Origin of the sequence: Adlercreutzia shanghongiae, from assembly GCF_035830635.1 — a bacterium.
Lineage (GTDB): Bacteria > Actinomycetota > Coriobacteriia > Coriobacteriales > Eggerthellaceae > Adlercreutzia > Adlercreutzia shanghongiae.
This window is the reverse complement of record NZ_JAYMFI010000016.1, coordinates 1-24,749: the sequence shown is the minus strand read 5'-3', so window position 1 is coordinate 24,749 and position 24,749 is coordinate 1. Positions and strand designations below refer to the sequence as shown.

Sequence of the window (24,749 nt, the reverse complement as noted above, 5' to 3'; positions counted from 1 at the left end):
GCCGTCCGCGGGCGCCCGATCGGCAGTCCCTCGGGACATATGTCAATCGTAATCCGACTGTCCGGGCGGGCTGCTCAAGCAGTCGGATTAACTACACTTCAAACTGTAATGGGCGTTCGTGGAGCCTACTCCCCTGCGCCCGCAGGTACCAGCTCGTCGGCGGGCGCGGCTTCCGCAAGGCGCATCTCGCCGCGGCGGCGCGCCTCATCCACCGAGATGGTCTTGATGCGGAACGCGAAGTACCACAGCTCGAAGATGACGAGCGCCACAAGGAGCGCCTTGGCCCACCACTGCGGCAGCACCACCGCGAGCACCGACATGATACCCACGCCGGGCGCCATGCACAGAAACTTGGTGCGCAGGGTCATAACCCGGTTCTCCATGAAGTTGGCCAGATAGCGCTTGTACAGGCGCGTCCCGTGGAACCAATCGTCCAGGCGCTTGGAGCTGCGCAGGAAGAAAAACGACGCTAGCAGCAGAAACGGCGTCGTCGGCAGCACGGGCAGCACGGCGCCTAGAGCGCCCAGTCCGAAGAACAGCAGGCCCAAGGCCCCGTTGATGATGCGCATGCGAAGCTCCTTCACGCCGGGGCGCTGGGCACCCATCTTCCATCGTGAGCCTATGATACGGAACGGCTGCGCCCGACCGCATCCCCCATACGGGCTATTCGGCCACAGGCGGCGCGGGCGCCGGCGGCCTTCGGTGCCCGAAACCGTCCGCAGCGTCCCAAGGAGAGCTTCGATTTCCTAAACCGGGCCGATTTGCCAATCACGCATTCTCTCGTGACGTAGAACGGCCCTCCCGTACGCGAAAATCGACTTATATAGACATCGCAGTCAGCCGGAAAGGCCAGCGATGCCTATATAAGTCTAAAAATGTGCGACACGCCTCTTTGAATGTCTATATAAGTCGATTTTTATGCGCACAGCGTATAGATTTTGTCACCGCTGGCAATTCGGCAATTACTCGCCCGCTGCAGTCGACTCTTCCGCAAGCAGCTCGCGGGCGTGGGCGATGGCGTCGTCGATGCTGCTGCGGAAGTGCTCCTCCCCTACCAGATCGACGAAGCCGGCGCGCTGCATGGTGCGCATCGGCTGCTCGTTCACGTGCGAGAAGATGAGGCGCACGCCGTGGGCATCGCAGTACGCGTAAAGGTTCTCCAGGGCGTTCATGCCCGTGGCATCCAGCGAGGGCACGCCGCGCATGCGAATGATCAGGTACTTCGTGAACTCCTTCACCGAGATGTCGGCGATGCGCTCGGTCATGCCGAAGAACATGGGCCCGTTGATCTCGTACACGCGCACGCTCTTCGGCAGCTCGCGCAAGTGCGTGACCTCGGAATTCTCGTCGCAGTAGTACTTCCAGCCCTTCACCTCGGTCTCCTCGCTCACCATCTTCAGGAAGAGCACCATGGTGATGAGCATGCCCGCGGCAATGGCCACCACCAGGTCGAACACGATGGTCAGCACGAAGGTGAGCACCAGCGTGGCCACCGCCCCCTTCGACGCCGTCTGGCACAGGTGCGCGAAGTTGCGCCAACCGGACATGTTGTAGGCCACGTACAGCAGAATGGCGGCGATGGTGGGCATGGGAATGAGCGCCGCGTAGGGCATGAGGAACGCCAGCACCGCCACGAGCACCAGGGCATGCACCATACCGGAAATGGGCGTGCGACCGCCGGCCTTCACGTTCGCAGCGGTGCGGGCGATGGCGCCAGTGGCGGGAATGCCGCCGAACAGCACCGAGGCGATGTTGCCGATGCCCTGCGCCACCAGTTCCGTGTTGGCACGGTGGTGCGCGCTGATCATGGAGTCGGCCACCACGCAGGACAGAAGCGACTCGATGGCGGCCAGGATGGCGATGGTCACGCCGTTGGCCAGCTGGCTGCGGAACAGAGCCCAATCGAGCTGGGGCATATGGAACGCGGGCAACGCGCTGTCGATAACGTACAAATCGCCGATGGTGCGCACGTCCAACCCGAGCACGCTCACCATGGCGATGCCCGCCAGCAGCGCGACAAGCGAGCTGGGAACGCGCTCGCACACCCGGGGCCACAGGAACAGGATGGCCAGGCACACCGCACCCACCACGCACGCCTGCGCGTTCACCGTGGCGATGTTGCTCGCCAGTGCAGCCAGCTTCTCCGTCGTTTCCACGGCAACGGTGCCGTCGGGGTAGGTGAGCCCCAGAAAGTCCTTCAACTGGCCGATGGTGAGCGTGACGGCAATGCCGGCCGTGAAACCGGTGGTAATGGTGAAGGGCACGAAGCGAATGACGGCGCCCAGCTTGCACAGGCCCATCAGGATGAGCAGAATGCCCGCGATGATGGTGGCCGCGATGAGTCCCTCGATGCCGTCGGTGGCCACAATGCCCGCGACGATGGTGGCGAACGCCGCCGTGGGACCTGAAATCTGCACGCGACTGCCGCCGAGGAAGGCGATGAGGAAGCCGGCGATGATGGCCGTGTAGAGGCCCTGCTCGGGCGACACTCCCGACGCGATGCCCAGGGCGATGGAAAGCGGCAGGGCCACCACGGCCACCACGATGCCGGCCACAATGTCGCGGGGTATCTGCTGCTTGAGCTCTTCCTTGCTGGAATGCTTGAGAATGCTGAAAAGTATCGGCTTGATCTTGTCGCGCTGCTGCATGGCTCGCTTCTTCGGGTCGTCGGACAGGGCGCGCCCCACGCGACGGCGCACCGCGAGGAAGGTTCCACGCGGCGGCAATACCTCTGATTCGGCAGTGTGCGAGAAGACGCGAGGCCGCATTCTAGCGCTCGGCCTGGGGGTGGGCAAGGCAGAATCCCACGTCAGTCGGGGGAACGGTTGACCGCGAAAGCGGCGGCACTTCCGCCAGGTACCACAAGGGCGGCGCCTGGTTTCAATACGCAATCAAATCGCTGGACAGCGCTGATGCGCGCGAGTGCCGATTGTACTTTCACGGAAAGACCCTCAAGGGAAGGAGCCGTCGCGGTGTTCCTGCAACGGGGAACGCTTTCGCGGGTGAACCTGCAGCGGCTGGGCGCGAAGCTCGCGGCATTCGGGCTGGCGCTGGCGCTCGTGGTGCCCGTGAGCGTATGGCTCACCGACAACGTGGACGCCACCTTCGACGAGACGCTTGCCGCCTCCAATGCCGCGGCCCAAGAGGCCACCCAGCAGCTGGAGGAGAACACCCAGGCCGAGCCGCAGGAGGACCAGGGCTTGCTCGGCGGCATCGCGAGCGCCGTGCAGGATGGGTGGAACGGCCTGACCCAGGGCGCGCAGCAGGCGCTGGACAGCTTAGGGCAGCAGCTGAACACCATGGTGGACACCTTGGCCGTCATGATTGTAACGAGCTGCCTGATTCCCCTGCTCGTGCTCATACTGTTCCTGCAACTCGTAAAGATCATCACCGGGCTCGACTTCGGGGGCGCCACCGCCGTCATGGGCGCCGCGCGCACCAAGGGCCGCAGCGTCGCCACCGCTCTCCGTCGTCCCGCCTCCCGCGGGTAGGCGGGGTTGCCAGGATTCCCATTGCGGCCGTGCACAAACTCGCCGACGTGGCGAGCCGCTACTTGAAGCACGTCTACGTGGGGAATTGCTAGGAGCGGCGCCTGCGTCCTTGATTTCTTTTAACGAGTTTTAGCGCGCGTGATTATAAAAGCGGCGAAACGACCGATAACGACCGATAACGACCGATAACGACCGATAACGACCGATAACGACCGATAATGCCAGCAGAGTCTCAACCGAGAGATAGGGCAACATGAGAGATACCGCCGTGAAAACATTGCGCGAGAACAGCCAGCTGGAAGCAAAGCGCGCCAAAGGTGGCGTGCCCGAGAGCATCTGGGAAACCTACTCTGCTTTCGCGAACACCAACGGCGGCCTGATCATCCTCGGCGCGGAAGAAACCCCCGGAGGAGAAGTCGAATACGTCGGAGTCCCGAACCCCGAACAGCTCGTCAAGAAATTCTGGGACGGAGTGCATAACCCCTCGAAAGTCAGCGCCAACATTCTCACGGATGACTCGATCACCATTGAGACGATTAACGACTGCGCCATTATCCGCATACAAGTTCCTCGCGACAACCGGCATTTGAAACCCATCTATATCGGCGGCAATCGGGAAAAGGGGACCTATCGCCGAGACGGCGAGGGAGATTATCGCTGCTCATCCGAAGAAATCGTTGCCATGATTCGCGAGGCGAGCAACGAACCGCTCGATGATGCCGTACTTGAAGAGTTTTCGCTCGATGCCCTCTCGTGGGATACGGTAAACCGATATCGGGCCGTGGTATCAGCTGCCCGACCGAACCACCCGTGGCTCAGGCTCGATGACGAGGAATTCCTCGTGAAGCTGAACGCCATTGGACGAACAAACGGCGAGGGAGAATTTCATCCAACGCGTGCCGGCCTTCTCATGTTCGGTTTTGAGCACGAAATCGCAAAGGAATACGCGAACTACTTCCTAGACTATCGCGAAGCGAGCCACGAGCGCCGATGGGCAGATCGCATCACGTCGCAAGACGGAACATGGACGGGAAACATTTTCGATTTCTGGACCGAAGCGCTACCGCGACTGACCGGCGGCCTTAAAAAACCGTTCGCCCTCGACAACAATCTCCAGCGCATCGAAGACACCGAGATGCATGCCGCCATAAGAGAGGCGCTCGCTAACGCACTCGTTCACTCGAACTACTATGGGAGAAGGGGCATCGTCGCCCTGAGGTACTCTGACCGGATCGAAATAGCCAATCCCGGTAATTCACGCGTGGCGCTCGATGTAGTAAGAGCGGGTGGAATTTCGGACGCACGCAATCCTACTCTGATGCGAATGTTTGGGCTTATCAGCGCTTGCGAGCGAATGGGAAGCGGATTCGACGTGATGAGAAACGCTGCGAAAGCGGCCGGCGCACCATCACCCGAAATAGAGGAGCTCATCAACCCGGATCGCGTGATGGTGAAAGTCTACACAGGAAAGCTGTCCGCCTTCTATCCGCACACCGACGCGCCCAGCGACAGCCCCCTCTCCGAGACAAACCTCGCTCCGGCATCTTCCACCTCGGCCCAGCTATCAGCGTTCGCTCCGCAACCTGCTCTCTCCCACGATCTCTCGGAAATCGTAAAAGTTGCCCAAGAAAAGGGAGGTTTTACGCGCCGAGACGTGGAATCCACATTAAACTGCGGGCCGACCAAGGCTAAGGGGCTTATCGCCGAATTGCTGGGCATGGGCATTATTGCATCCGAGGGCTCAGCGCGCGGGACAAGGTACCGCTTACGCTAGAACAAGGAGGCTCGCAGAGCGGCACCCGAAGCTTTCGATCTGCGGCGAAATGGGTGGCAGCCGGGATCTTCCAGCAAGATGAGCGCCCGCGTTACGCCTGGGCGGCTTCCACCATATCCGGTGCCTCTTCCCCATCGCTGGCTGGCGCAGTCTTTCCTGCGGGAATGTAGTCGTAGGGCATGTTGCGGGCGAACAGGTAGAAGGCGGCGAGGGGCAGCCCCGCGTACAGCGGATGCCTCAGCACGAGCAGCAGCACAACCGCCCGCGCCGCGTAAAAGGCGATCCGCGACGCACCGACCCTCCGTCGGGTCTCGCACGACATGCGATAGAACAGACCCGCCGGCGTGCTGCCGTCGCGCATCCAGGGGACGACCACTTCCACCACCACGAAGGCAATCACGTAGCAGGCCGCCCACATCGCGCCGTTGACCCAGTTCAGAAGAGCCTCGTCGAAGGCATCGCCCATCAGCAGTCTCAGGCCAGCCGCCATCACCAGGCGCGGCACCACCGCGCACACATCGATGATCATAGCGTCGGTCCACAGCGCCACCGCGCGTCGGACGAAGCCGGGGCTGTGGGTAACCGGCGGCAGCACCTCGGCCTCGCGCTGGGTCAGCCTCGCGGCCGCATGCCCCAGACCCCAGCCGATCAGGCCGCCGAGCGTGTTGCAGATAAGATCGTCCACATCGAAGGTCCGGTACGCGAAGGGGTACACCCCGAACAGCCCCGTGAGCTGCGCTGTTTCGATAAGGCAGGTCGTGGCGAAGGACAACGCCAGCGCAAGCGGCAGCTTCAGCTTCAGAAGCGTTCGCGCAATGAAGCCGAGCGGCACGAACAACACGATGTTGAACAGCAGCTGGAATACCGCACGGGCGCCGCCTTCGGCGATGTCGTGGATGAAGTTGAGCGGATCCAGAATGGGCGGGATGCCGTAGGTGATACCCGGGCCCGCATCGCCCGTGGGCAGCGGATACAGCGTGAAGCACACGAGGCCGGCAGCGTAGAGAATGCTCGCAAACACGGCGAACATAGTGGTCAGCGGCAGCCACCCGTCGCGGCGGTACAGCGCCACCAGCACAGGCACGCTGAGCAGCAGCGACAGCAACGGCCACACCAGAACCGCCACATTGAAACTCCCGCTGAAAGTAGCTATGTACCCATTGATGACCTCGCCCATAATCGAAAAGGGTACCACAAGCACCCATCGCGCACACGGAAGAACAGGCCGCTCGCGCGCTTCGTCCCCGAAGCGAAGATGCGCAGCCGCGAGCATCTAGCGCGCTGCTCATGTGACAGGCGCCCCGCTGTTCGCGCGGCACGGCCAAATAGGGTGATGCCTATAACCGTGCTTCGGCATCGCGGGCGGCCTCGCGGGGAGGAGCCCGAAGCTTTCGATCTGCGGCGGAATGGGTGGAAGCCAGATCTTCCGGCAAGACGCCAACGCTCAAAACCGCACGGCACTGCCGACAACGAACTACCCGACAACCCCAACGCGAAACCGCAACGTTCCAAAGTATCCTTGCGGAAAGAGCCGCAGATCCGGAAAACGGGCGAACCCCTACAGCTCGACCGAGAAAACCTCCGTCTGGTTGACCAGGTCCAGCTCAAGCTGCAGCGCGGCTATCTCGTCCGCGACGGCGCGGTAGTCCGCTTCCGCCTGGGTGACGTCGTAGTTCGCGTAACGGTACTCGATGGGCCCGTTGCTGCTGCCGAAGTACCGGTTGCCCAGTCGCTCCTGGGGCTGCCGTGAGGCGAGCGAGTTCAGGCGATCCTTGCGCCCCGACAGCTGCGCGAGCAGGATAAGGGCCTCGTCGATGGTGATGCCCCGCTCGGGCAGAACCGTCTGCATGTTGAACCGGTGCAGGGCGTGGCGAATGGCCCGCGCCTGGGCGTCGATCTGCGCAACCTTCTCGCGCACAGCTCCGTAGTCGTAGGCAGGAGGCTCAACCGCCTCCCCTTCTGCGAGCACGTAAGTGCTCACCTCCTGCTCGGTCCGCAGAAGCCGATCCTTCTCGTCCTGCAGCCTCCGCAGGTACTTGTTGGCACTAGCCGATGTGAATTCCACGCGACCACCTCTTCCTCGCGCCGACCATTCGATGGCGTCCACCATAGCAGGCGTCACTAGTTGCACTTGGCAGGTAAGCAGGTTCGATTTGAGATTGATACCTTATCGCCAACTCCTTAGCTCCTAGACCGCAAGAGTCCACTGAAGGCGAGGGCCGGCTCTGGCAATGGCCAATCCAAATCATTCGTTCCGCTCGAGGATTCTAGTGCTAGCATAAACATGGCCATTCATTCAAAAGCGTCATAATTTGCAAAAAAGCTGTCGGGCACATCGGCAACATCTAACGGAGACCTATATGAAACAAGTCACTCGCACCGTCTCTACCCTATGCGAATTCATTGAAGCTATCGAAGTATTAAATTCGGGGCTCGTCCGCGAACTCATACCGAAGCGGCTATATTACAGAGGACAAGGCAAGGTCAGCTACCAGCTGATGCCCTCACTTGGTCGTCAGATCAGCGGCGTTTGCAATCTTCCATTTGGATTCGAGAGACGCATTGTAGAGTACGTTGAAGAGAACTTCCCGGAAACTACCCGCAAACTCAACACACCCCTCGACCGTCTCGCTTTTCTACAACACCATGGGGCACCCACCCGACTCCTTGATATCACCTCTTCGCCTCTCGTTGCTCTCTATTTTGCCGCCACAAGCAATCTGGATGCCGACGGAGAGGTCTTGGCCTTCGCGCCTGTTGACCGAGAGACAGAACGTTATCCAATAGACATGGCCGTTGCAGATTCCTATCGCATGATTCAGGGCTCATACGACCATCTTGAGTTTTTTTATGAACGAGTGAAAGCGCAACCCTATTTTCTCGAGCAAAAAGGCTTAGTGGAAAGCTGCATTGGCGATGGCCGCAAAGGGGGTCAATGGGTACACGAATGCTGCAAAGCGCCATTTTTCGTTCATTCCTACCATCATTCAGACAGGCAGAGAATCCAGCAATCTAGCTTCATCTTGTTCCCCAACGACATCGACGAAGACGACCACGGCCCTTTGTTTATCGAGAACATATCCCCTTTGTCGAAGGACCACGAAATCGTTGCTGGTAGAATCACAATACGCGGCAGCGCAAAACCTTCAATCAGTTCGCAACTAAAACGTGCGGGTATAACTCGCGCAATGCTCTTTTCCGACAGCGTCGATGTAATTTGCGAAGAATCGGGACGGTTCGCCAAAGACCATATGAGCTGGGTTAAAGCGTAGCTAAAGGACATCGTGAACCCAACTGTTGAGCAATTTGGAAGCACAATCTGGAAACATTTATACCCAAAGAAGGCCGACTAGAGAAATTCGGTGGCTCTAGCACTCCAGCAATCCGCACGCCCATTATGCTCAGCGCATCTCCCCAACAGGAGAGGCCACCATAAACGCAGCAGACGGCGATAGAGAGCACGAGGGGCGAAAGGCCCCCTCAACCAAGTTCGTCGAGCAGAGAGGGATTGGCTTCTAAATCCATATCAAGAGCTTTCGCGACAGACAGAGCGACCGCAAAAGCCATCTTGGGAGGAACCGCATTGCCGATTTGGCGATATCGGGAGCACTGCGAGCCGCACCATGGCATATCTCGGGGAAATGCCTGTATGGCCGCAGCTTCCTGGACCGAGATGCGTCGAAGCCTGACCGGAACGCTGTCGACGACGCTGCCGCCACCTTGGAGTTCTGCATGGTATTCCTCGACCCATTGGGGCGCACCGGTTTCAAGCGTCTCCTGGTCGACTATCGGCGTCCTGTTCCCGCCCATTGAAGCGGGGAGTGTCGGCGAGGGCTTGTCCATGTCCATCGGACGGCCCTGGCCGTTGAAGAGCATGCCCGCGAACGGCGAAGGGCGCAGCACAGGGTTCTTTGCTGTAGTGACCCTCGCCTTGCAGGTTTGGTCGTTGCCCGGCTCTCCGAGGGGAGGCAGCCCACGTAGGGCGTCAACCACACTCAGCCATTTTTTGACTGTCGGTTTAGGGTAATCATATTCAATGCCAGGATCTTTGATTCCAACGAGAAACATGCGCTCCCTCGTCTGTGGCACACCATAGTCGGCACTGTTCAGCACCTCGAGTTTGGTTTCGTAGCCGATCTCTTTCGCCTTCTTGCGGATGTCGGCGATGGTTCCCGCCCAGCGCTTGTTCTTGGCGAGCGCCTTAACGTTTTCCATCACGAAAGCCCGGGGCTGGACCCTCTCGACCATGCCGAGGAAGTCGAAAACGTGACGGGAACGGGGATCGTTCGGGTCCATCTTTCCCGCAACCGAGAAGCCCTGGCAGGGCGGCCCGCCAATGACCAACTCCGCCGAGCCTCGCTCGGGCAATTCCTCGACCTCTCTGATGTCTCCAGTGACTATCCTATGACTCAACGCTTTGCCGGTCTTTTTCGAGATCGCGTCCATCGCGGCAGAGTAGGTCTTCATGGCATCTGCGTTGATGTCGTTCGCGAACACGGGGGTGAACCCAGCGGCGATGAAGCCGAGGTCCAGACCACCCGCTCCCGAATAAAGACTGACGAAACGCTTCATTAAGATAATCCTCCTGAAAAGTGGAGCTCATTCCAGATTAGAATGAGCTCATGGAATGATATCATATACAGGTATTGACTGCGACCGGAAAGGGGCCCTAGTGGACGACTTCAACCTTTCCCTTGGACGACTCATTGCTGAATGGCGGAGGCGCTCAGGGATGTCGCAAGCGGCGCTCGCCGAGGCACTGGGCACCCAACAGGCGTCGATATCGAAACTGGAGAACGGCTCCAAGCGAATAACTGTTTCCGAGCTTTCTCAGGTCCTCTGCGCCTGCGGATTAACCCTCAGTGCGGTGGGCGACGACCTTGATGACCTTCTCGTGCACGAGCCGCAGCCTTTATGGGAGCGTATTGATGAATAGCATGGCAAACATATCTGATATCTCCGAAGTACTCCTGGCGGCGTCCCTACCCATCGACCCGGACTCGATGGAGGGAGCCGCGAAGTTGGTTGTAAGCTATTACGAGAATGCTCCTGAGGATATTAGAATTCCCATTGGAGAGATCTCCGATCGGTTCAACGAGATGTGGAGGTTCTGGCTGGAGAACCCCACTAAGCCTTCAAAGGAATTGAAGGACGTTGTTCGCGCTGCCGTCAGCGTCGATCACGAGATGAAAGAACTCGCGAATAACTACTTCAAGCTTGAAGAAAAGCTCGAGGAGAAGCAGTTCATGGCGAGAAGCCACGCAATCGCCTTAATCGGTTGCGCTCCGCTCATTCGCACCCTCGTTGTGGAGCAGCACCTTGGCCTCGATAGGATCAGAGCCATTCTCAACGTCCCCGCTGCAACTTTTGATGCGATCAGCGCAGTAATTAGCTCCATCGGCATCAATCCGCCTTTCAGCTCTGAGAGGATCGCAGCAATACACGATGCAGACGTCATGGATGTAGCCGCTTTGTTCGGCGATACCGAACCTGAGGACGCCGGAGATACGTTCAGAGGCCTCCTCGGGTCTTTCTCGAGGAGCGACGCACTTGCCGATGACGTCATCGAACTCGGCCTCATTCCCTTCGAGCCATATCAGTTTATGCTTTACTTCGAATTGCTTACGCTTGAAATGGTCGACAGATTCCCCGGCAAGGCGATTTACGAATGCGCGCCCCGCTCGGGCAACGTGAAGGCCCTTTGGAACTCCATGTATCACCCCACCCAGGAGAATCCGTATCTCAACAATGCCAAGTCCGTTTATGCGCTTGACGAGGCATGGGCCGAGACGAAGCTTTCCCGCCAAACCGGAAACGGCTCGATCATGCTTGCTGACGCCTTTGGCATCCTGGCAGAACTGCCTTACACGACGAGAAGGCGCGTCGCCCACGTCATTCGTTGCTATCTAATCCTCATCGCCGACTCCCGTCAGACAAAGACGCCCTTGAAGCCGATTGATGGCGATTCTATCAAGACCTTCATCGGATTCGTTAGCGCAGCGAACAGCCTAACCAGAGGCGTCCTCGACCAACGCTTGGTAGACTTCCTCACCCGTTGCATCCACCCGGAAGAGGACTGGTTCGCGAGAGGCCTTGGCTCTTCCGTCAACGAAACAAACGCCTCAGGACGCAAATACGGTGACGTCGAATACCTGCAGCTTTCAAACCGTTCGCATATCGAGGCATACGAAGCGCATGGCGGAGGCCTGCGAGACGAGTACATACAAGCACATATCAACTCTCTACATGAGACCGTGCTGTACCACAAACATGAAGCGGAATTACGCAACGAGCCCTACGAGATGACCGTTAGCGTCACGTATGTCGCTCATGACATCTCACGACTTGTCGACTTCCGTAACGGTTACACCGAGGAGATCGAAGGCGTTCCTTTTGAGTTCCGATTCCTGACGTATTTCGACTTGCTCGACGCTGCCGGCGGTATCGACGCGGTAGCTGAAGACCTGCCGAGTTTTGACGAATTGATTCATCAAAGGATTTCGAGACTCCCCGATTCGTACACGCTGAAACGACGCTACCAGGAGATCACTGGGCTTGGGTTTGCTGGGTAAGAGGCCGAGCGGTGCTCTGTCGCTTTTTTAGAATTGGCTTGTGAGCGCTTTCGGCTTTCCTTAGCGGTGAAGCAGCCGTTTAAGGCGAGCGTAAAGCGGAACCAAAATATGCAGATGGTGAATCGTTGCTCAAGATCTCAAGCGCGAAGAGCCCTACTAAAGATTTTAAGCGCAATCAACTTTGCAATCCTTGCGTCGGGCGTCATCGGCGATGACGCCGACAACAGGCCCACACCCCACTATTTGATGTTAGCACTAATGTGATTTCTGCCAGCGGTGACACTTTAAACTCGACTCAAGCAATCACATCTTTTAGCTACTTTTTATCAGTAGCAGTTCTTCGCACCTTTTCGGTTCATATAACTTTAGCGATGATACCGCCAATATCGCAACCGGGAGCTTCACGGCTACGCAAGAGGAGATCGACCGTTATCTTAGAACCCTTGCTGAGTCTGGCAAATGGAAGCTGGACCAATGTGCACCTTCTTCGCCAATTAGCTTTTGATCAAATTCAACTCTATAAGTTTAATCTAAAGAATCTTATAAGAAATCTTCATTAATCCATCCCCTCTTTATCGATATCCTTCTTGAAATTTGGAATGAAGCCGTAAGATGTGCCACCTTCGACCTTGTCTTTATCGAACAGCGTCAGGGGAACACCTTTCTCGATGAAATTAATCTTTGGGAGAACTTTGATGTTGTCAACAACAATAACTTGCCCATCGCCGGCATATTTCATAAGACATTTGTAAAGACCTTCTCTAAGGTAGCGATCTTCGCCCTCAGGGTTTTCATCAAAACCAAGCAGAGGCGTATCGATGATGAGAAAGCCTGGGTGGTACAAGGCGCTAGAGGAATTGAAATACCTGTAGAGCATCAGACCAACAATGGAATTCAAGAAAGAGCAACGACCCTTGCCTTGATCGTCGGATTTCGGGATACCGTCAATCATGATGTCAAATTTCGTGAAATCCCATGACGGGATGCCATCCGTGAAATTGCATTCATCAAGCATCTCGACTAAAAGTTCGTCAAAATCCTCACCTACGTAGTTTTCTATTGCGATTTTTGGCCTGAATTCTGCTTTGTCGGGATTATCCTTCTTAAGGTTTTTGCGTCGTGCTGCGATGTCTTCCAGCTTCTCATTGATGAATCTCATCCTGCCCTCAAGGGAAACGCGTTCACCAAAAACAGCAAGAGAGGAGTCGAAGTCGGACAAATCTATTGCACGCTCATCGATGCGCTCTTTGATTTCTGCCTCCCGTTCCTCCAAGACGAAGATTCTATCCTCGACAGCTTTTTGTTGTCTAAGAGAAACTTCTTGTGCTTCGACGATAACGCCTAACTCAGCAACAATTCGTTTGCTCTCCTCGCGTATCCCCTCAGTGAAGCTCTCGGGAATTTCGTGTAATGTGCCGCCGCAAAACGGACAAGTCGTATTCTCGGGAAGAGACGCAGCAGCCTGTTCTCCCTGAGATATGAAGTCCATCCTTTGGAGGTCAGCTTTATATTCACTAATAAGCTTTTCGTCTCTGTCAATCTTCAATTCGAGGTCAATACGCTCTTTACGGAGAGCTGGAAGCTCCGTCTCGATGGTTTTGCGCTCATCAACGAGCATGTCAATCTCTTGCTGCATCAGACTCATTTCGTCGCTAACGTCTTTTGCAGCCGCATTAGAGTCATCCGTCAAGAGATTCTTTATGCGCTCCCTGCATTCACTTCTCTCGGCAATAAGAACACCTTCCTCTTCGTCAAAATACTCCTCCAGCGATTTCTTGGATGCCCGCTTTTCTCCTTTGGAGAGAATCTTCTCTTCACCTTTAGCGTATTCGCCATTAAGAAGGTACAGAAGCGTTGCAGCATCGTATGTCTCTGTCTTATTACGCTTAAATATGACGGATTTAGGTTCCGCGACTTCATGCTCGTCTATGAAGAAAATGCTAGCTATATTAGTCCAGCTGAGATGCCTTCTTTCGTAGCGGCCATTTTTCGGAACCTTGATGTTCTCTTCAGCTCCAATGACAGACAACCAAAAGTTATCGAGGTGCCCAAAGACGTCTTTCTTTTTCTTGAAGTTCGTTGCGTAAATACCTGCAATACTTTCATCGGCGCCGAAAACGACGGCCACGTCTTCGTTGATATTCCTCGTTACGACTATCTTTCCGTAAAGGTCGGTATTAAAAGTTCCTTCGACAGTCGTGTAACCCGTCCGCGAATTGAACGGTCTTCCTTCGGAACCGAACAGGTAGTAGATGCTTTTAAGAATCCATGTCTTACCGGTTTGAGACCAGCCGCAAATTAGGTTAAAACCGTCGGAGAAACCGATGACAGCGTCTTCCTTTTCGGGACCCTTGATGCGCAGTTCTTCAATCGAAAAGCTCGGCATATATGCTCGCCCCCATTTCAATGGCTTTCATGTTTATGTAAGAAAGCAGATCCCCATCCGTGTAATCGCCAATTTGGGCGTGCACAGCTTCAATGCCGGCGCGGTATTCAGTGGCATACTTCGAGTCGATAGCGGCTATAACCGCTTTGCCGCGATCATTGACTTCGTATTGAATGCCTCGAGTATTAGCAGATATTGAAATGAAATCTTTTTTTATCGCTGAGAATATAGCATGTTTCATGACGATGCGCTTGTGAGTGAATTCGGCAAAATCAAAGGGATTGTCGCCATGTAGGTTCTTGTCGAGGACGTCCCATCTTCGACCATAAACACCCAAGAAGTCCAGTGCCGTTATCCTGTCTAAATTGAGTGGTTCGGAGACGACCTCCAGCAGAATCAGTATGCGTAGCATGTTTTCAAATGGAGAATTGAAAACACCTGTTTTGCGTTCGTTCCAATCAGCGTACGCCATACTGAAAAGGTTCAAGGAATCCATTTCTTTGCTCGTGCTCATAGCTAGATGCTCCCTTCGTACGGATCAACCCATGAAGGGATGCGGCCATCTTCTACAAGGACATGAACTATTCCCCACTTCTCTTGAGAGCCAATAAGGTTAGTAAACGATGTGAGCGTGGACTTATCAAGCTTTGCGTCGGCGGCGCGATTGGTAACCGAACGTAAGCGTCTATAGCCATTTTCGTGCGAATCATCGTAATAAGTGAGCCGTACATTGTTGTAAGCATCATCTTTTAATATATCGAACTGGTTCTCGCCATCTGAGTAAACATCGCGTACTGAGCGTCGGATGCCCTCCGCGCTGACGAACGCTTCGACATGCCCCTCATAATCGATCTGAAATTTGATAGGCAAGGACGACACGTCTTCCACATTGCGACCCAAAGAGCTGTCGGAGTCGGCGTAAGCACGAAGTATTTCTTCGATGAACTTATGCGGTTGATCAGCTTCCTCTTCGAGGAAAGCATCCATGGAGAAAACCTCTGGAAGCTTAATTGCGTCGCCATCTACAACTATCGTTCTTTTCTCTCTGTCATAGTAAACGCGCTCTGATGCAAGAGTAGCTATTGCGGGCTTGCCATATAAGTCAAGCTCAATATCAACCCCATCCTTGCCGTCAACAAGGCCACGAAAAATCTGACCGAGGACATGGGAATAGGCGTAACCCAAATCTTTCATCTCAACCTTGAATCCATTAACGGTTAGGAATTCCAATAAAGGCTCCCGCTCTGATTCGGGCAAATCATCGATCATGCTGGTTAGATTCGCGCCATCAAAACGCTTGCAAATAATGCTAGCATTGCTTTTCGATATAAGCTTCTCGCCTTTGAAATAGCGTCTTAAGGTGTCGGATTCTAGATTCTTGAGTGGGTTGAATTTTTCCTCTGCTTGTTCCTTAGCCTCTTCATTATCCATGGGATCGCGAAGAACAAGGTCAACGAGACTGATAACGAAATCGCCTTGCGAACGTTTTCTGGGAAGATAAATGCGAAGCTCTTGGACAATCTCACAAAAGCGCATATTGAGCCTCTTTCGATAATCCAGACAAAAGTTGTCTACTTCGGTCTGCCTATGTCCGGCCTGAAATTTTCAGAGTCCGTATTCTGGACTTGCATTCGCGCAGAACAAAACGCTAGAGAATAGTTTAGCAGCGATGGCGCACAAACATACCTACTTGTTTCGTATTGCCTAGCTGAAATCAGTGTTCTCAGCACTTTTGTTTGGCGAATGGTAGCGCCAGCTTACTTTGGAGCACAGGCACTACAAACAGCAACGCAGCGGCCGACCAAAGAGGCTTCTGCGTCGTCGAGGAAGTCGTTAGATGGCTGCTTTCTTATGGATGAGCCAACAGCGATCTCCCCTCCAACGCGAAAGAGGCAATCATGTCCGAAGGCAAAAATGACAAACTTACCAAGCAAATGCTACGAGATATGCGGGCTCAGCCTACTAGCGCCTGGCAGCGTGAACAACTGTGCATGATAGGGAAAGAGTTCGAATGTCTACAGCGCCACAATCGGTGCAAACGCTCGACAGCGAACAAGGCTTCAGATCATCGAGCTTGCCAATTCAGTACGCGCAAAAAGAACGCTGACAACAATTGTAGTGGGACCAGAATTCATCGTGTCCAGAAAGCAATTCTCGCATTTGCGAAAACATTGATAATATACCTCCTAAAGGACATTATCCTTGACTTTATTCGATATATTTTTGGCTAGCAAAACGCCATCATAATACACAGTAACTTGTAATTTTCTATAAGAAAAATTGAGTCCATGAATACCTGTAAGGGTTAAAGCAGAAGCTACTGGGCATCATCTCCTGCAGGCTCAAGGATGCCAAAAGCACGGCCAAGCATATGAGCCAGCGAGCCTTCAGGAAGGAAAAGGTGAAGAGCAAGGAGGGGCTAAAGCTCAACTCAGGCCCCAGGATGCTCACGGCACTGGAGTTCTTCACTCCCGCAAGCGCGATATCTGTGGCGGGACGATACCATTTTCGGTATTGTTCTGCCGTTTCTTTCAACAAGAGCATTAGCCGCACGATCATTCTAGGCCCATTGCCTCGCTATAGGCCTTGCTCACCTTCTCTATTTGCGATTCGTCCCATCCAGGCATCCAGTCGATCTCGATATCCAGAGGACGCGAGCACATCTCGGCTTCAGCTTCGCGCTCAACGTACAGGCGCATACGACCTCCAAAACCGCCATCCACGATAAGACCTTTCAGGTCATCGCCATACCGATTGGACAAATCGAGAAGAAGATCCTGATCCCTTCCGCTCCACGGGGCGTACGGAAGCAGATTTCCCGATGCGCTCTTTATCTCACATGTGTAGCAGCCCTCATCATCGAAACACGCCTTCACGCTCACCTCACCACCTGCGTCTGCAAACTCCAGCTCTTCCTCCCTCACCGGCAGGAGACTATCGAATTCCTCGTTCCAACTTGCACTGAAGACAGAATCAACCCAAAGACCAACCTCGCCCACGAACTCTCGCTCGCCCCGTTCGTAGCGAAAAGGCACGCCTTTTCGCAGATAGTCATCGCGGTTCGAATACTCGGGCGCGTTCGTGAAGTTCTCTTTCGCTGCCTCGTATTCTTCAGGGAACCATTCCATAAAGAGAATGGACAAGAGAGCCGTTGATAAGGGGAACCGCTTTGTCCCAACAATGACGGCGTCCTCACCGCAGAAGGGGCAGCAAGCAGAATCCTCTCCGTCGCACTCAGACAGCCACACTGTCACATCCGAGCCCGCAAAAGTACTTCCGCAATGGAAGCAGCCGCATCTCAATGCCTTTTCCACGATGGATCTGTTGTAGGCAGTCTGGCAGTTCAGCTCAACCCGATCTCGGTACCCTACCTTCGGGATCTCCACGGAATCCCCGTCCTCGACAATGTTTAGCGCCAGCACTTTCAGCACCACCTAATCGGATTTCCTGTTGCTATTGAAGCAACAAGGAGCTCTCTTATGCGTTCTGCGGTCCAGTACCTGCCTTCGGAGAGAATCGACTCAGGCTCACGATTCGGAAATGGCCACTGGGAGGTATTGCTTACGATCTCGATAAACGCATCCAATTCCGCTAACGTAGCCCTCGCCTTTTCCGCAGGATAGATACCACCATTGTCATCGGGCAGGAGCTTGCTAAGAAGAGGAAACCGTGTCTCTCCGCCAGCTTCCTTCACCAACGAGCAGAACTGAGCGCAGCCCGCCCAATTGCTGACCCATTCGCTGCAGTACTCACCGCCCTCATGCTCGCAGCAATCGCTTAGCCACGCATCGAACGCCCGCTCCAGGCCGTCATAGCGGGCATAGAATCTTCTGGTGTCGTACTTCCTGTACGCCTCATCAAGCGTTCTGGAAGAGAGGCATCCGTCTTCATCGATGTACAAGTCTTCGACTGGAACAGGACCCGGCTTCAGCTTGCCCCCTTCGAAGCACCGACATCTCACAGTTGCATCTAAGCCCATAACGTTTGTCTCCGATTCTTGCATTTATCCCGCGGTAGATACGGGCCACGTCAGCGCTTTTCCCTCCTCGTCAAGCTCTCAGCTCGCGGCAGTCAAGCGCGCGGCGCGCCTGCTCCTGCCCCTTAATCGCTTGACAAAGTCGCAGTAACTCCCACAAGATTAAACAGACGCTAAAATGCATTGTACTTGAACGACGTACTTTTTTGCGCTGGGGCTACACTCCTTGCCAAAGAGACTCAAACGCACTCAAGGCACACTCCGTGATTCCAGATGCTGCCCACGTCACCGATAGCGAACTCGTCGGCTGGGCCCACTTTGCCGCATTTCTCGCAGCGGTACCATCGTTTGCCGCCTAGATCCTTTGCGGGCTTTCGCGCATCGTCCACAATAGGGGCCATTATCTCGCGGGCGCGATCCATGCTGCTGAGGGACTTCTGGCGACGCGCTTCATCGCGTATCGCCCTCCCCTGCACGGGATGCGCCTCCTCCCAAGCCTCGCGCGCTGCCTCCATCTCTGCTGCCGCCTTTGCCGCCTGGGCCAGCTGCGCCCGTTCTTCTTCGGCCCTCTTGGCGGCCGCTAGGCACGCCTTCTCTCGCCTCGCCTGATCGATGGCGGCTCTCCGCTCCTTCTCTGCGTCTGCCTTTTGTCTTTCTTCTTCCTTGCGCTGCTCATAGAGCTTCCACGCCTGATCGCTGAGTTCCTTTGCCTTGACGTTCCACGCCCAACTCAGATGCCGCTGGCGCCCCCCAGACAGCAGCTCCTCCATAACCTCTTTGCTCTGGATTCTGACCGCAAGTTCCTCCCGGTCGTAGTGCTTTCCTTCCAAGGCCTTCATCGAGCGCATCAGGCCACGAAGGTCAATCCTGACAATCCCCCGACACTCTTGTCCAAGACTCGCGATTTGCTCGCCGCTGAGAACATGCGCGAGCTCGGGGACGAATACGTATCGGACACACCCACGGGATGTTCGGACCTCCACGGCAATAACCGGGGCTTTTCTACCCTCCGCCTCAATTTTCTTCGCACAGCTCACCGGCAACTCCATGCCCTTCGAAATTATCTCCAGGCGATGCGTTCCAGGTGCCTCGTAGGACAGCTCCGGGAACCAAACGTGCCCGCGCTCTTTTATGACTTCCAAGGTCAATTCGGCCAGCAGATATTCGGCCGACCATGCGCACGTGCCACCGATATGGGCGAAATGATGGATCTTCTTCTTGCCATTGTTGCGGGCGATGAGAGGTTGGCCGCATCCTGGATCGGGGCACACGCACCCACACGCTTTTCCGTTCGGGGCATCGTCCACATGAACGAGCTCACCAGTCGCAACGCTCCTGCCGTAGAGAATCGGCAGGCTCTCTCCCCAGACATCGCTCATCTCGTTCCACCTTCGCCTCAACGCATGCCACCAACCTGATAGGTAGCACGGTGCCTCCCTTCCAATACTGTAGATCGTTTAGACCGGAGTTGCCAACCGCTATCAGCCAGCAAGAGATGCGGGGCGCTTGACCGTCGTCGCAAGCTTCGCCGACAGTCTAACGACACTTTTTCGCGATAATTAGTCGTTAGAAAGCGAACAGCTGCGCTAACGACACATACCTGTCGTTAGCCAACTAGCGCGCTCGCGTATTTCTACATCCCAAGCGCCGAGGAGCACCAGGACCACCTGGACAAGTTTCCCAACGACTACTGCCACATCCCCAGAGAGCTCATGACGAAGTACCTTCCGAAAGCGGAATAGCTTTCATCCCTTGCGCCAAGCGCCGTTATAGTTCGGCGAACCTCCCCATACGTTCAGTCTCCGCCTCCGACAGGCGGCGCAGCATGGCGGCCAGGCCGTCGTAATCGCTGCGTGCCAGCAAGTCCATGTAGGCAGCACGCTCTTCCACGGGAATCACTACCGGGGCGAGGCCAGCGCGCATGAGACCGCGATTTACGAGGATGCGACCTGTCCGGCCGTTACCGTCCTCGAAGGGATGAATCCTCTCGAAGCGGATATGGAAGCGGGCCTCGCGCAGGAAGGGATCCCCTTCCTCATCGTGGTTGTACTCGTACACGAGCTGCATCATGAGCTGGTTCACCTGGTTGGCGGCCGGTGGCAGGTGCTCCGCCCCGCGAATGACCACCTGACCGCGACGATAGTCGTCGATGCCGCTTATGTTGCGGTTGATATCCCGCGCTAAGGCCTTGATAAGCCGCTCCGAAAGAAGGTTGTCCATGTTTTCCGAGGCCGTGGCCAGGGCGTACTTATGGTTAATCGCCTCGTACAGCTCGCGAGCCGTAGCCGTCACCTTCAGAGTATTGTCGTTCCAGAGGATGGCATAGGTCTCGGCGAAGGACAGCGTGCTGCCCTCGATGGCGTTCGAGTGGTATGTGCTGCGCGTCACGTAGTCTTCGAAATAGGCCTGGTGATCGCGCATGAATTGCAGGGCATACACGGGGCGCTCCTCATAATGAAGCGGGCGCCCTCGTTATAGAGAGCGCCCGTTAATGCGATCAAGCATCGAGCAAAAGAGGGAGACCTCTACTCCCACTCGATCGTTGCGGGCGGTTTGCTGGTGATATCATACACCACGCGGTTCACGCCGGGGACCTCGGCTACGATGCGGCCGGAGATGCGGGCCAACACGTCGTAGGGCAGGCGGGCCCAGTCGGCGGTCATGGCGTCCGAGCTTTCTACGGCGCGTAGAATCACCGGGCGGGCGTAGGTGCGCTCGTCGCCCATGACGCCTACGCTCTTGATGTCGGGCAGCACGGCGAAGTACTGCCACACGGCGTGCTCGCTGTTGCGCTCGCCGGTCTCGACGAACAGGCGCTCGTTGTAGGCGTCCAGCTCCGCCCGCACGATGGCGTCGGCGTTCTTCAGGATGTCCAGCTTCTCGGCGTCCACATCGCCGATGATGCGGATGGCCAAACCCGGCCCCGGGAAGGGCTGGCGGTGCACGATGTAGTCGGGCAGGCCCAGCGCCGTGCCCAGCGCGCGCACCTCGTCCTTGAAGAAGTGGTCCAAAGGCTCAATCAGGTCGAAATGCACGCCCTCGGGGAACGGAATCAAGTTATGATGCGACTTGATGGTGCTCGCCTTCCCGCCGGTCTTGCGCGCGCCGCTTTCGATGATGTCGGGGTAAATGGTGCCCTGGGCCAGGTACTTCACCGGACGCCCATCCTGAGCCAGATCCTCCGCCACGGCGAAGAACTCCTTCCAGAACTGGGTGCCGATGATGCGGCGCTTCTGTTCCGGGTCGGTCACGCCGGCCAGAAGCTCCAGGTAGCGCTCCTCGGCGTGCACGTGGATGAAGTCCACGTCGAACTGCTTCGTGAACACCTCTTCCACTTCCTCGGGCTCGCCCTTGCGCAGCAGCCCATGGTTCACGAACACGCAGGTCAGCTGCTTGCCGATGGCGCGGGCGCACAGCGCTGCCACCACCGACGAGTCCACGCCGCCCGAAAGGCCCAGAATCACGCGGTCGTCCCCCACCTCGGCACGGATGGCCTCCACCGAGTCCTCGATGATGGAGTCCATGGTCCAATCGGGCTCAAGCTCGCACACGCCGAACAGGAAATTGCGCAGCAGCGTCTGGCCGAACTCGGTGTGGCGCACCTCGGGGTGGAACTGCGTGGCGAATAGGCGCCGCTCAGGGTATTCCATCGACGCCACCGGGCACAACTCGGTGCGCGACGTGACGGAGAAGCCCTCGGGCACGCGGCTCACGGCGTCGCGGTGGCTCATCCACACAGTCTGCTCGCCGGGAGTGCCGTCGAACAGCGCCGACTCGACCGCCCGCGTGATGACCGCCGGGCCGTACTCGCCCTTCTCGGTGTGGGCCACTTCCCCACCGAGCGCCACGGCCATGGCCTGCTGGCCGTAGCAGAAGCCCAGCACGGGAATGCCGAGCGAGAGAATCTCCGGGTCGATGGAGGGCGCGTCTTCCGCGTACACGCTGGCCGGACCGCCGGACAAGATGATGGCCGCGGGCGCCATAGCGCGCACTTCCTCGGCCGTGATATCGCACGGCACGATTTCGGAATACACGTGCAAATCGCGCACGCGGCGGGCAATGAGCTGCCCGTACTGAGCGCCGAAATCGACGACAATGACAATCTGTTCCGGGGTTGCGGACTCGGCCACGGTGCCTCCTTGGGTTGCGGAATGTTCGAGGGCGATTTTACACCTCCGCACGCGGGGGCATATTTCTGCGGGATGAAATATCGCTGAATTACGCCAAATACTTCGCGCGCAGGGCCGCCTGCTTCTCGGGGCCGAAGTCCAGCGCCTCGGCAAGGTAGGCGTCGAAGGTGCCGAACGCGTCGGCCACGGCGTCCATAGCAGCATCGTAGTAGTCGGCGTAGGCGTAGAAGAACGAATCGATATCGGCATCCAGCCCGCGCAGAGCCGGCAGCTTCGCGGCCAGAGCATCCAGAATGCCCTCGGCGCGCGTGCGGGCGAACAAGTTGGTGGCAAGATAGTCGGCGCGCACATCGGGCTCGGGCACGCCGAGCGCGCGCTCCACCACCACCGCACCCAAACCGGCGCGGTCCTTGCCCTCGGTGCAGTGCCACAGCACCGCCCCACCGTCCGACTCCAGAAGCACGTTCAGAAGCGAGCGGTACGCCACAAGCCCCGCATCGCCCAGCAGAATCTCCGGGTACATCTTCTTCACCATCTCGTGGGGCTGGGCCTTCACCGCCTCCAGCGTCTTCATGTCCTTCGCGAGCCCCGCGCCGTGGGTGATGCCCATGGACTCGCCAGCAAGCGCCGGAAAATCGTAGAACACCACGCCTTCCATAAGCTCGCGAGGGTCAGGCTCTTTATCGCGCTCCAGCTCGGTGCGGAAATCGACCACGCCTTCCAGATGATAGTCGGCCAGAAGCCGCGCGAGGTCTTGCTCGGTCGCCTTGTGCAGCGCGCCCGACCGCAGCAGCAGCGCCGGCTTGATGCGGCGCCCATCGGCCGCGGGCAGACCGCCCAAATCGCGCGTGTTGTGCAGCCCCTCGAAGGGAATGTGCCCGAACTCCGGGAACCCAGGAACCTCTTCAGGCAAATCCAGCTTCCGAGACGCTTCCATGGTCTGCTCCTGCTTGCCTTCCGTACCCATGGGCCTCCCCTATCTCGCGCTCGTCGGTTGATGGTCCCATAGTAGAACAGGAAAAGGCCGCCCGCCACAGGCAGACGGCCCTTGTCATCGTTTCGTCGCGCCGCAGGACACAAAAGGCGCGCCCGCAAAGCTATACGGGCAGGCAGCGCCGCGTCGCGACAGCAAGCGCACAATGCTCGCCAGCACTCCCTAGGAAGCCCTCGCGAAGGCAGCCTGCGAGCGCTGCACCGGACGCGCCGAATCGCTCGCCCAATCGTTCATGCTGCCGGCATACAGGTACAAATTGCTATAGCCCTCCGACGCCAGATAGTCGCAGGCGATTTTCGCGTGCACGCCAATCTGACAGTACACAATGGCCGCGTCCTCCGGGTAAATGCCGTCTTCCTGAAACATCTCGGCCAGCTCCTCGGACGGGTCGTCGGAAGCAGCTGCCACATCGAGCCTGACGTTCACGGCCCCGGGAATATGCCCCTCGTCGTAGCGCAGCGGCGGCCGCACGTCCACCAGAGGCATGCGCCCGATCTCCCGCTTCACAAAGTCGGCATCGACGATTTTGTAAGCCTTCATAGCAACACCTTTCGAACTCAATCACTCACGCGCAGCGCGCGTCGTTAGCCCGATGACTCTGCGCGGCGCGCGCCGTTTCCCCGATGGTACCCCCGACCTTGCGCCCCGTGGCGACAGCCCCGTTACGCTTTCCCTCCCTTTGACCCTCCAAAAGAATCGTTTTAATCCTCCCCTTGACAGAACGATGGCGGCGCCTATACTTATGAACAGTTGCTCATATGTTTGAAAGTTCACAAGGAGTACTGATGAGCGAAACAACAGCTATCGAAAGGGAAGCCGGAAAGGTCGTGGAAACCGCCTGCGCCCAGATGATCGACTGCCCCTGCGGCTGCAACCGCGAGGCAACCGCCACCCTGTTCGAGGAAATGCCCGACGAGGAGCTTCTCTTCGACGTGGCCGACCTGTTCAAGGCGTTCTCCGACACCACGCGCATCAAGATCCTGTTCGCCCTGATGGGCGGCGGGCTCAGCGTAAACGACATCAGCGCCACCGTCGGCTGCACCCAAAGCGCCGTCAGCCACCAGCTGCGCACCTTGAAGCAGGCACGCCTCGTGAAAGCCGCCCGCGACGGCAAAAACGTCATCTACTCCCTGTCCGACGACCACGTCTTCACCATGCTCGCCCAGGGCATCACCCACGTCTGCGAGTAAGCCCGACCCGTGTCATCCTGAGCGAGCGAAGCGAGTCGAAGGATCTTACGAGCAGCACCGAGATCCTTCGACTCCGGCCTTCGGCCTCCGCTCAGGATGACACACGGCACTATGACATACAGCACTGAAAGCCCCCCAGCCACCATTGAGCGAGAACGAGAAAGGAACCGCCATGCGAAAGGCATTCAAGCTAGAGAACCTGGACTGCGCCAACTGCGCCGCGAAGATGGAAGCCG

Annotated in this window: 21 protein-coding genes; 6 read left to right on the top strand and 15 right to left on the bottom strand. The window is 57.0% G+C overall.

What is annotated here, in order from left to right; translation table 11 throughout:
* Positions 1-125: 125 nt before the first annotated feature.
* Positions 126-569 carry a YbaN family protein gene (locus tag VJ923_RS08520; protein WP_326440514.1) on the bottom strand — a complete coding sequence of 148 codons (444 nt, stop codon included), beginning with the start codon at positions 567-569 and terminating at the stop codon, positions 126-128.
* Positions 570-962: 393 nt separating this feature from the next.
* Positions 963-2,726 (bottom strand): SulP family inorganic anion transporter, encoded by a 1,764-nt coding sequence (locus VJ923_RS08515; RefSeq protein ID WP_326440512.1) that lies wholly within the window; start codon positions 2,724-2,726, stop codon positions 963-965.
* A gap of 246 nt (positions 2,727-2,972) precedes the next feature.
* Between VJ923_RS08515 and VJ923_RS08510 the strand changes: the two genes are divergently transcribed.
* Positions 2,973-3,491 (top strand): hypothetical protein, encoded by a 519-nt coding sequence (locus VJ923_RS08510; protein ID WP_326440510.1) that lies wholly within the window; start codon positions 2,973-2,975, stop codon positions 3,489-3,491.
* Positions 3,492-3,744: 253 nt separating this feature from the next.
* The gene (locus VJ923_RS08505; RefSeq protein WP_326440508.1) at positions 3,745-5,265 is read left to right on the top strand and encodes an ATP-binding protein; all 1,521 of its coding nucleotides are present in this window, start codon (positions 3,745-3,747) and stop codon (positions 5,263-5,265) included.
* Between the two features lie 91 nt (positions 5,266-5,356).
* Here VJ923_RS08505 and VJ923_RS08500 read toward each other — a convergent pair whose 3' ends face one another.
* Together VJ923_RS08500 and VJ923_RS08495 are read right to left on the bottom strand one after the other, a co-directional pair.
* Positions 5,357-6,391 carry a VanZ family protein gene (locus VJ923_RS08500; RefSeq protein WP_326440506.1) on the bottom strand — a complete coding sequence of 345 codons (1,035 nt, stop codon included), beginning with the start codon at positions 6,389-6,391 and terminating at the stop codon, positions 5,357-5,359.
* A 432-nt stretch (positions 6,392-6,823) separates the two neighbouring features.
* Positions 6,824-7,330, bottom strand: coding sequence for a hypothetical protein (locus tag VJ923_RS08495; RefSeq protein WP_326440504.1), 507 nt, complete (start codon positions 7,328-7,330; stop codon positions 6,824-6,826).
* 295 nt (positions 7,331-7,625) lie between these two features.
* On the opposite strand from VJ923_RS08495, the gene VJ923_RS08490 reads away from it, so the two are divergent.
* Positions 7,626-8,537 carry an FRG domain-containing protein gene (locus tag VJ923_RS08490; protein WP_326440502.1) on the top strand — a complete coding sequence of 304 codons (912 nt, stop codon included), beginning with the start codon at positions 7,626-7,628 and terminating at the stop codon, positions 8,535-8,537.
* A 208-nt stretch (positions 8,538-8,745) separates the two neighbouring features.
* Here VJ923_RS08490 and VJ923_RS08485 read toward each other — a convergent pair whose 3' ends face one another.
* The gene (locus VJ923_RS08485) at positions 8,746-9,837 is read right to left on the bottom strand and encodes a DNA cytosine methyltransferase (RefSeq protein ID WP_326440500.1); all 1,092 of its coding nucleotides are present in this window, start codon (positions 9,835-9,837) and stop codon (positions 8,746-8,748) included.
* Positions 9,838-9,937: 100 nt separating this feature from the next.
* Between VJ923_RS08485 and VJ923_RS08480 the strand changes: the two genes are divergently transcribed.
* Together VJ923_RS08480 and VJ923_RS08475 are read left to right on the top strand one after the other, a co-directional pair.
* The gene (locus VJ923_RS08480) at positions 9,938-10,201 is read left to right on the top strand and encodes a helix-turn-helix domain-containing protein (RefSeq protein WP_326440498.1); all 264 of its coding nucleotides are present in this window, start codon (positions 9,938-9,940) and stop codon (positions 10,199-10,201) included.
* Position 10,202: 1 nt separating this feature from the next.
* Positions 10,203-11,837 carry a hypothetical protein gene (locus tag VJ923_RS08475; RefSeq protein ID WP_326440496.1) on the top strand — a complete coding sequence of 545 codons (1,635 nt, stop codon included), beginning with the start codon at positions 10,203-10,205 and terminating at the stop codon, positions 11,835-11,837.
* Positions 11,838-12,393: 556 nt separating this feature from the next.
* Here the strand turns inward: VJ923_RS08475 and VJ923_RS08470 are convergent.
* From VJ923_RS08470 to VJ923_RS08425, 10 genes are all read right to left on the bottom strand, one after another.
* Positions 12,394-14,223 (bottom strand): hypothetical protein, encoded by a 1,830-nt coding sequence (locus VJ923_RS08470; protein ID WP_326440494.1) that lies wholly within the window; start codon positions 14,221-14,223, stop codon positions 12,394-12,396.
* Entirely contained in the window at positions 14,204-14,737 is a 534-nt protein-coding gene (locus VJ923_RS08465; RefSeq protein WP_326440492.1) for an ABC-three component system middle component 2, read from the bottom strand. The genes VJ923_RS08470 and VJ923_RS08465 overlap by 20 nt, the downstream gene beginning before the upstream one ends.
* Before the next feature lie 2 nt (positions 14,738-14,739).
* Positions 14,740-15,759: an ABC-three component system protein gene (locus tag VJ923_RS08460; RefSeq protein ID WP_326440491.1), complete on the bottom strand. Its 1,020-nt coding sequence runs from the start codon at positions 15,757-15,759 to the stop codon at positions 14,740-14,742.
* Between the two features lie 1,019 nt (positions 15,760-16,778).
* Positions 16,779-17,657 carry a hypothetical protein gene (locus tag VJ923_RS08455; protein WP_326440489.1) on the bottom strand — a complete coding sequence of 293 codons (879 nt, stop codon included), beginning with the start codon at positions 17,655-17,657 and terminating at the stop codon, positions 16,779-16,781.
* Complete coding sequence (locus VJ923_RS08450) at positions 17,648-18,202, bottom strand: hypothetical protein (RefSeq protein WP_326440487.1); 555 nt, start codon at positions 18,200-18,202, stop codon at positions 17,648-17,650. The genes VJ923_RS08455 and VJ923_RS08450 overlap by 10 nt, the downstream gene beginning before the upstream one ends.
* 236 nt (positions 18,203-18,438) lie before the next feature.
* On the bottom strand, positions 18,439-19,578 hold the full coding sequence (locus tag VJ923_RS08445) for a cell envelope integrity protein TolA (protein ID WP_326440485.1): 1,140 nt from the start codon (positions 19,576-19,578) through the stop codon (positions 18,439-18,441).
* Between the two features lie 388 nt (positions 19,579-19,966).
* Complete coding sequence (locus VJ923_RS08440; RefSeq protein WP_326440483.1) at positions 19,967-20,638, bottom strand: Fic family protein; 672 nt, start codon at positions 20,636-20,638, stop codon at positions 19,967-19,969.
* 86 nt (positions 20,639-20,724) lie between these two features.
* Entirely contained in the window at positions 20,725-22,329 is a 1,605-nt protein-coding gene (guaA, locus tag VJ923_RS08435; RefSeq protein ID WP_326440481.1) for a glutamine-hydrolyzing GMP synthase, read from the bottom strand.
* A gap of 88 nt (positions 22,330-22,417) precedes the next feature.
* Positions 22,418-23,296, bottom strand: coding sequence for a tyrosine-protein phosphatase (locus VJ923_RS08430; protein ID WP_326440479.1), 879 nt, complete (start codon positions 23,294-23,296; stop codon positions 22,418-22,420).
* 189 nt (positions 23,297-23,485) lie between these two features.
* Positions 23,486-23,863: a sulfurtransferase gene (locus VJ923_RS08425; RefSeq protein WP_326440477.1), complete on the bottom strand. Its 378-nt coding sequence runs from the start codon at positions 23,861-23,863 to the stop codon at positions 23,486-23,488.
* Positions 23,864-24,171: 308 nt separating this feature from the next.
* Here VJ923_RS08425 and VJ923_RS08420 point away from each other — a divergent pair, with 308 nt between their 5' ends.
* Positions 24,172-24,513: an ArsR/SmtB family transcription factor gene (locus VJ923_RS08420; protein ID WP_407651373.1), complete on the top strand. Its 342-nt coding sequence runs from the start codon at positions 24,172-24,174 to the stop codon at positions 24,511-24,513.
* Positions 24,514-24,749 lie beyond the last annotated feature (236 nt).

Excerpts from the sequence above, each read along its gene's own strand:
- VJ923_RS08520 (WP_326440514.1), bottom strand. The coding sequence starts at position 569 with ATGCGCATCATCAACGGGGCCTTGGGCCTGCTGTTCTTCGGACTGGGC.
- VJ923_RS08460 (WP_326440491.1), bottom strand. The coding sequence starts at position 15,759 with ATGCGCTTTTGTGAGATTGTCCAAGAGCTTCGCATTTATCTTCCCAGA.
- VJ923_RS08425 (WP_326440477.1), bottom strand. The coding sequence starts at position 23,863 with ATGAAGGCTTACAAAATCGTCGATGCCGACTTTGTGAAGCGGGAGATC.
- VJ923_RS08470 (WP_326440494.1), bottom strand. The coding sequence starts at position 14,223 with ATGCCGAGCTTTTCGATTGAAGAACTGCGCATCAAGGGTCCCGAAAAG.
- VJ923_RS08450 (WP_326440487.1), bottom strand. The coding sequence starts at position 18,202 with ATGGGCTTAGATGCAACTGTGAGATGTCGGTGCTTCGAAGGGGGCAAG.
- VJ923_RS08475 (WP_326440496.1), top strand. The coding sequence starts at position 10,203 with ATGGCAAACATATCTGATATCTCCGAAGTACTCCTGGCGGCGTCCCTA.
- VJ923_RS08485 (WP_326440500.1), bottom strand. The coding sequence starts at position 9,837 with ATGAAGCGTTTCGTCAGTCTTTATTCGGGAGCGGGTGGTCTGGACCTC.
- VJ923_RS08420 (WP_407651373.1), top strand. The coding sequence starts at position 24,172 with ATGATCGACTGCCCCTGCGGCTGCAACCGCGAGGCAACCGCCACCCTG.
- VJ923_RS08490 (WP_326440502.1), top strand. The coding sequence starts at position 7,626 with ATGAAACAAGTCACTCGCACCGTCTCTACCCTATGCGAATTCATTGAA.
- VJ923_RS08505 (WP_326440508.1), top strand. The coding sequence starts at position 3,745 with ATGAGAGATACCGCCGTGAAAACATTGCGCGAGAACAGCCAGCTGGAA.
- VJ923_RS08445 (WP_326440485.1), bottom strand. The coding sequence starts at position 19,578 with ATGAGCGATGTCTGGGGAGAGAGCCTGCCGATTCTCTACGGCAGGAGC.
- VJ923_RS08465 (WP_326440492.1), bottom strand. The coding sequence starts at position 14,737 with ATGAGCACGAGCAAAGAAATGGATTCCTTGAACCTTTTCAGTATGGCG.
- VJ923_RS08430 (WP_326440479.1), bottom strand. The coding sequence starts at position 23,296 with ATGGGTACGGAAGGCAAGCAGGAGCAGACCATGGAAGCGTCTCGGAAG.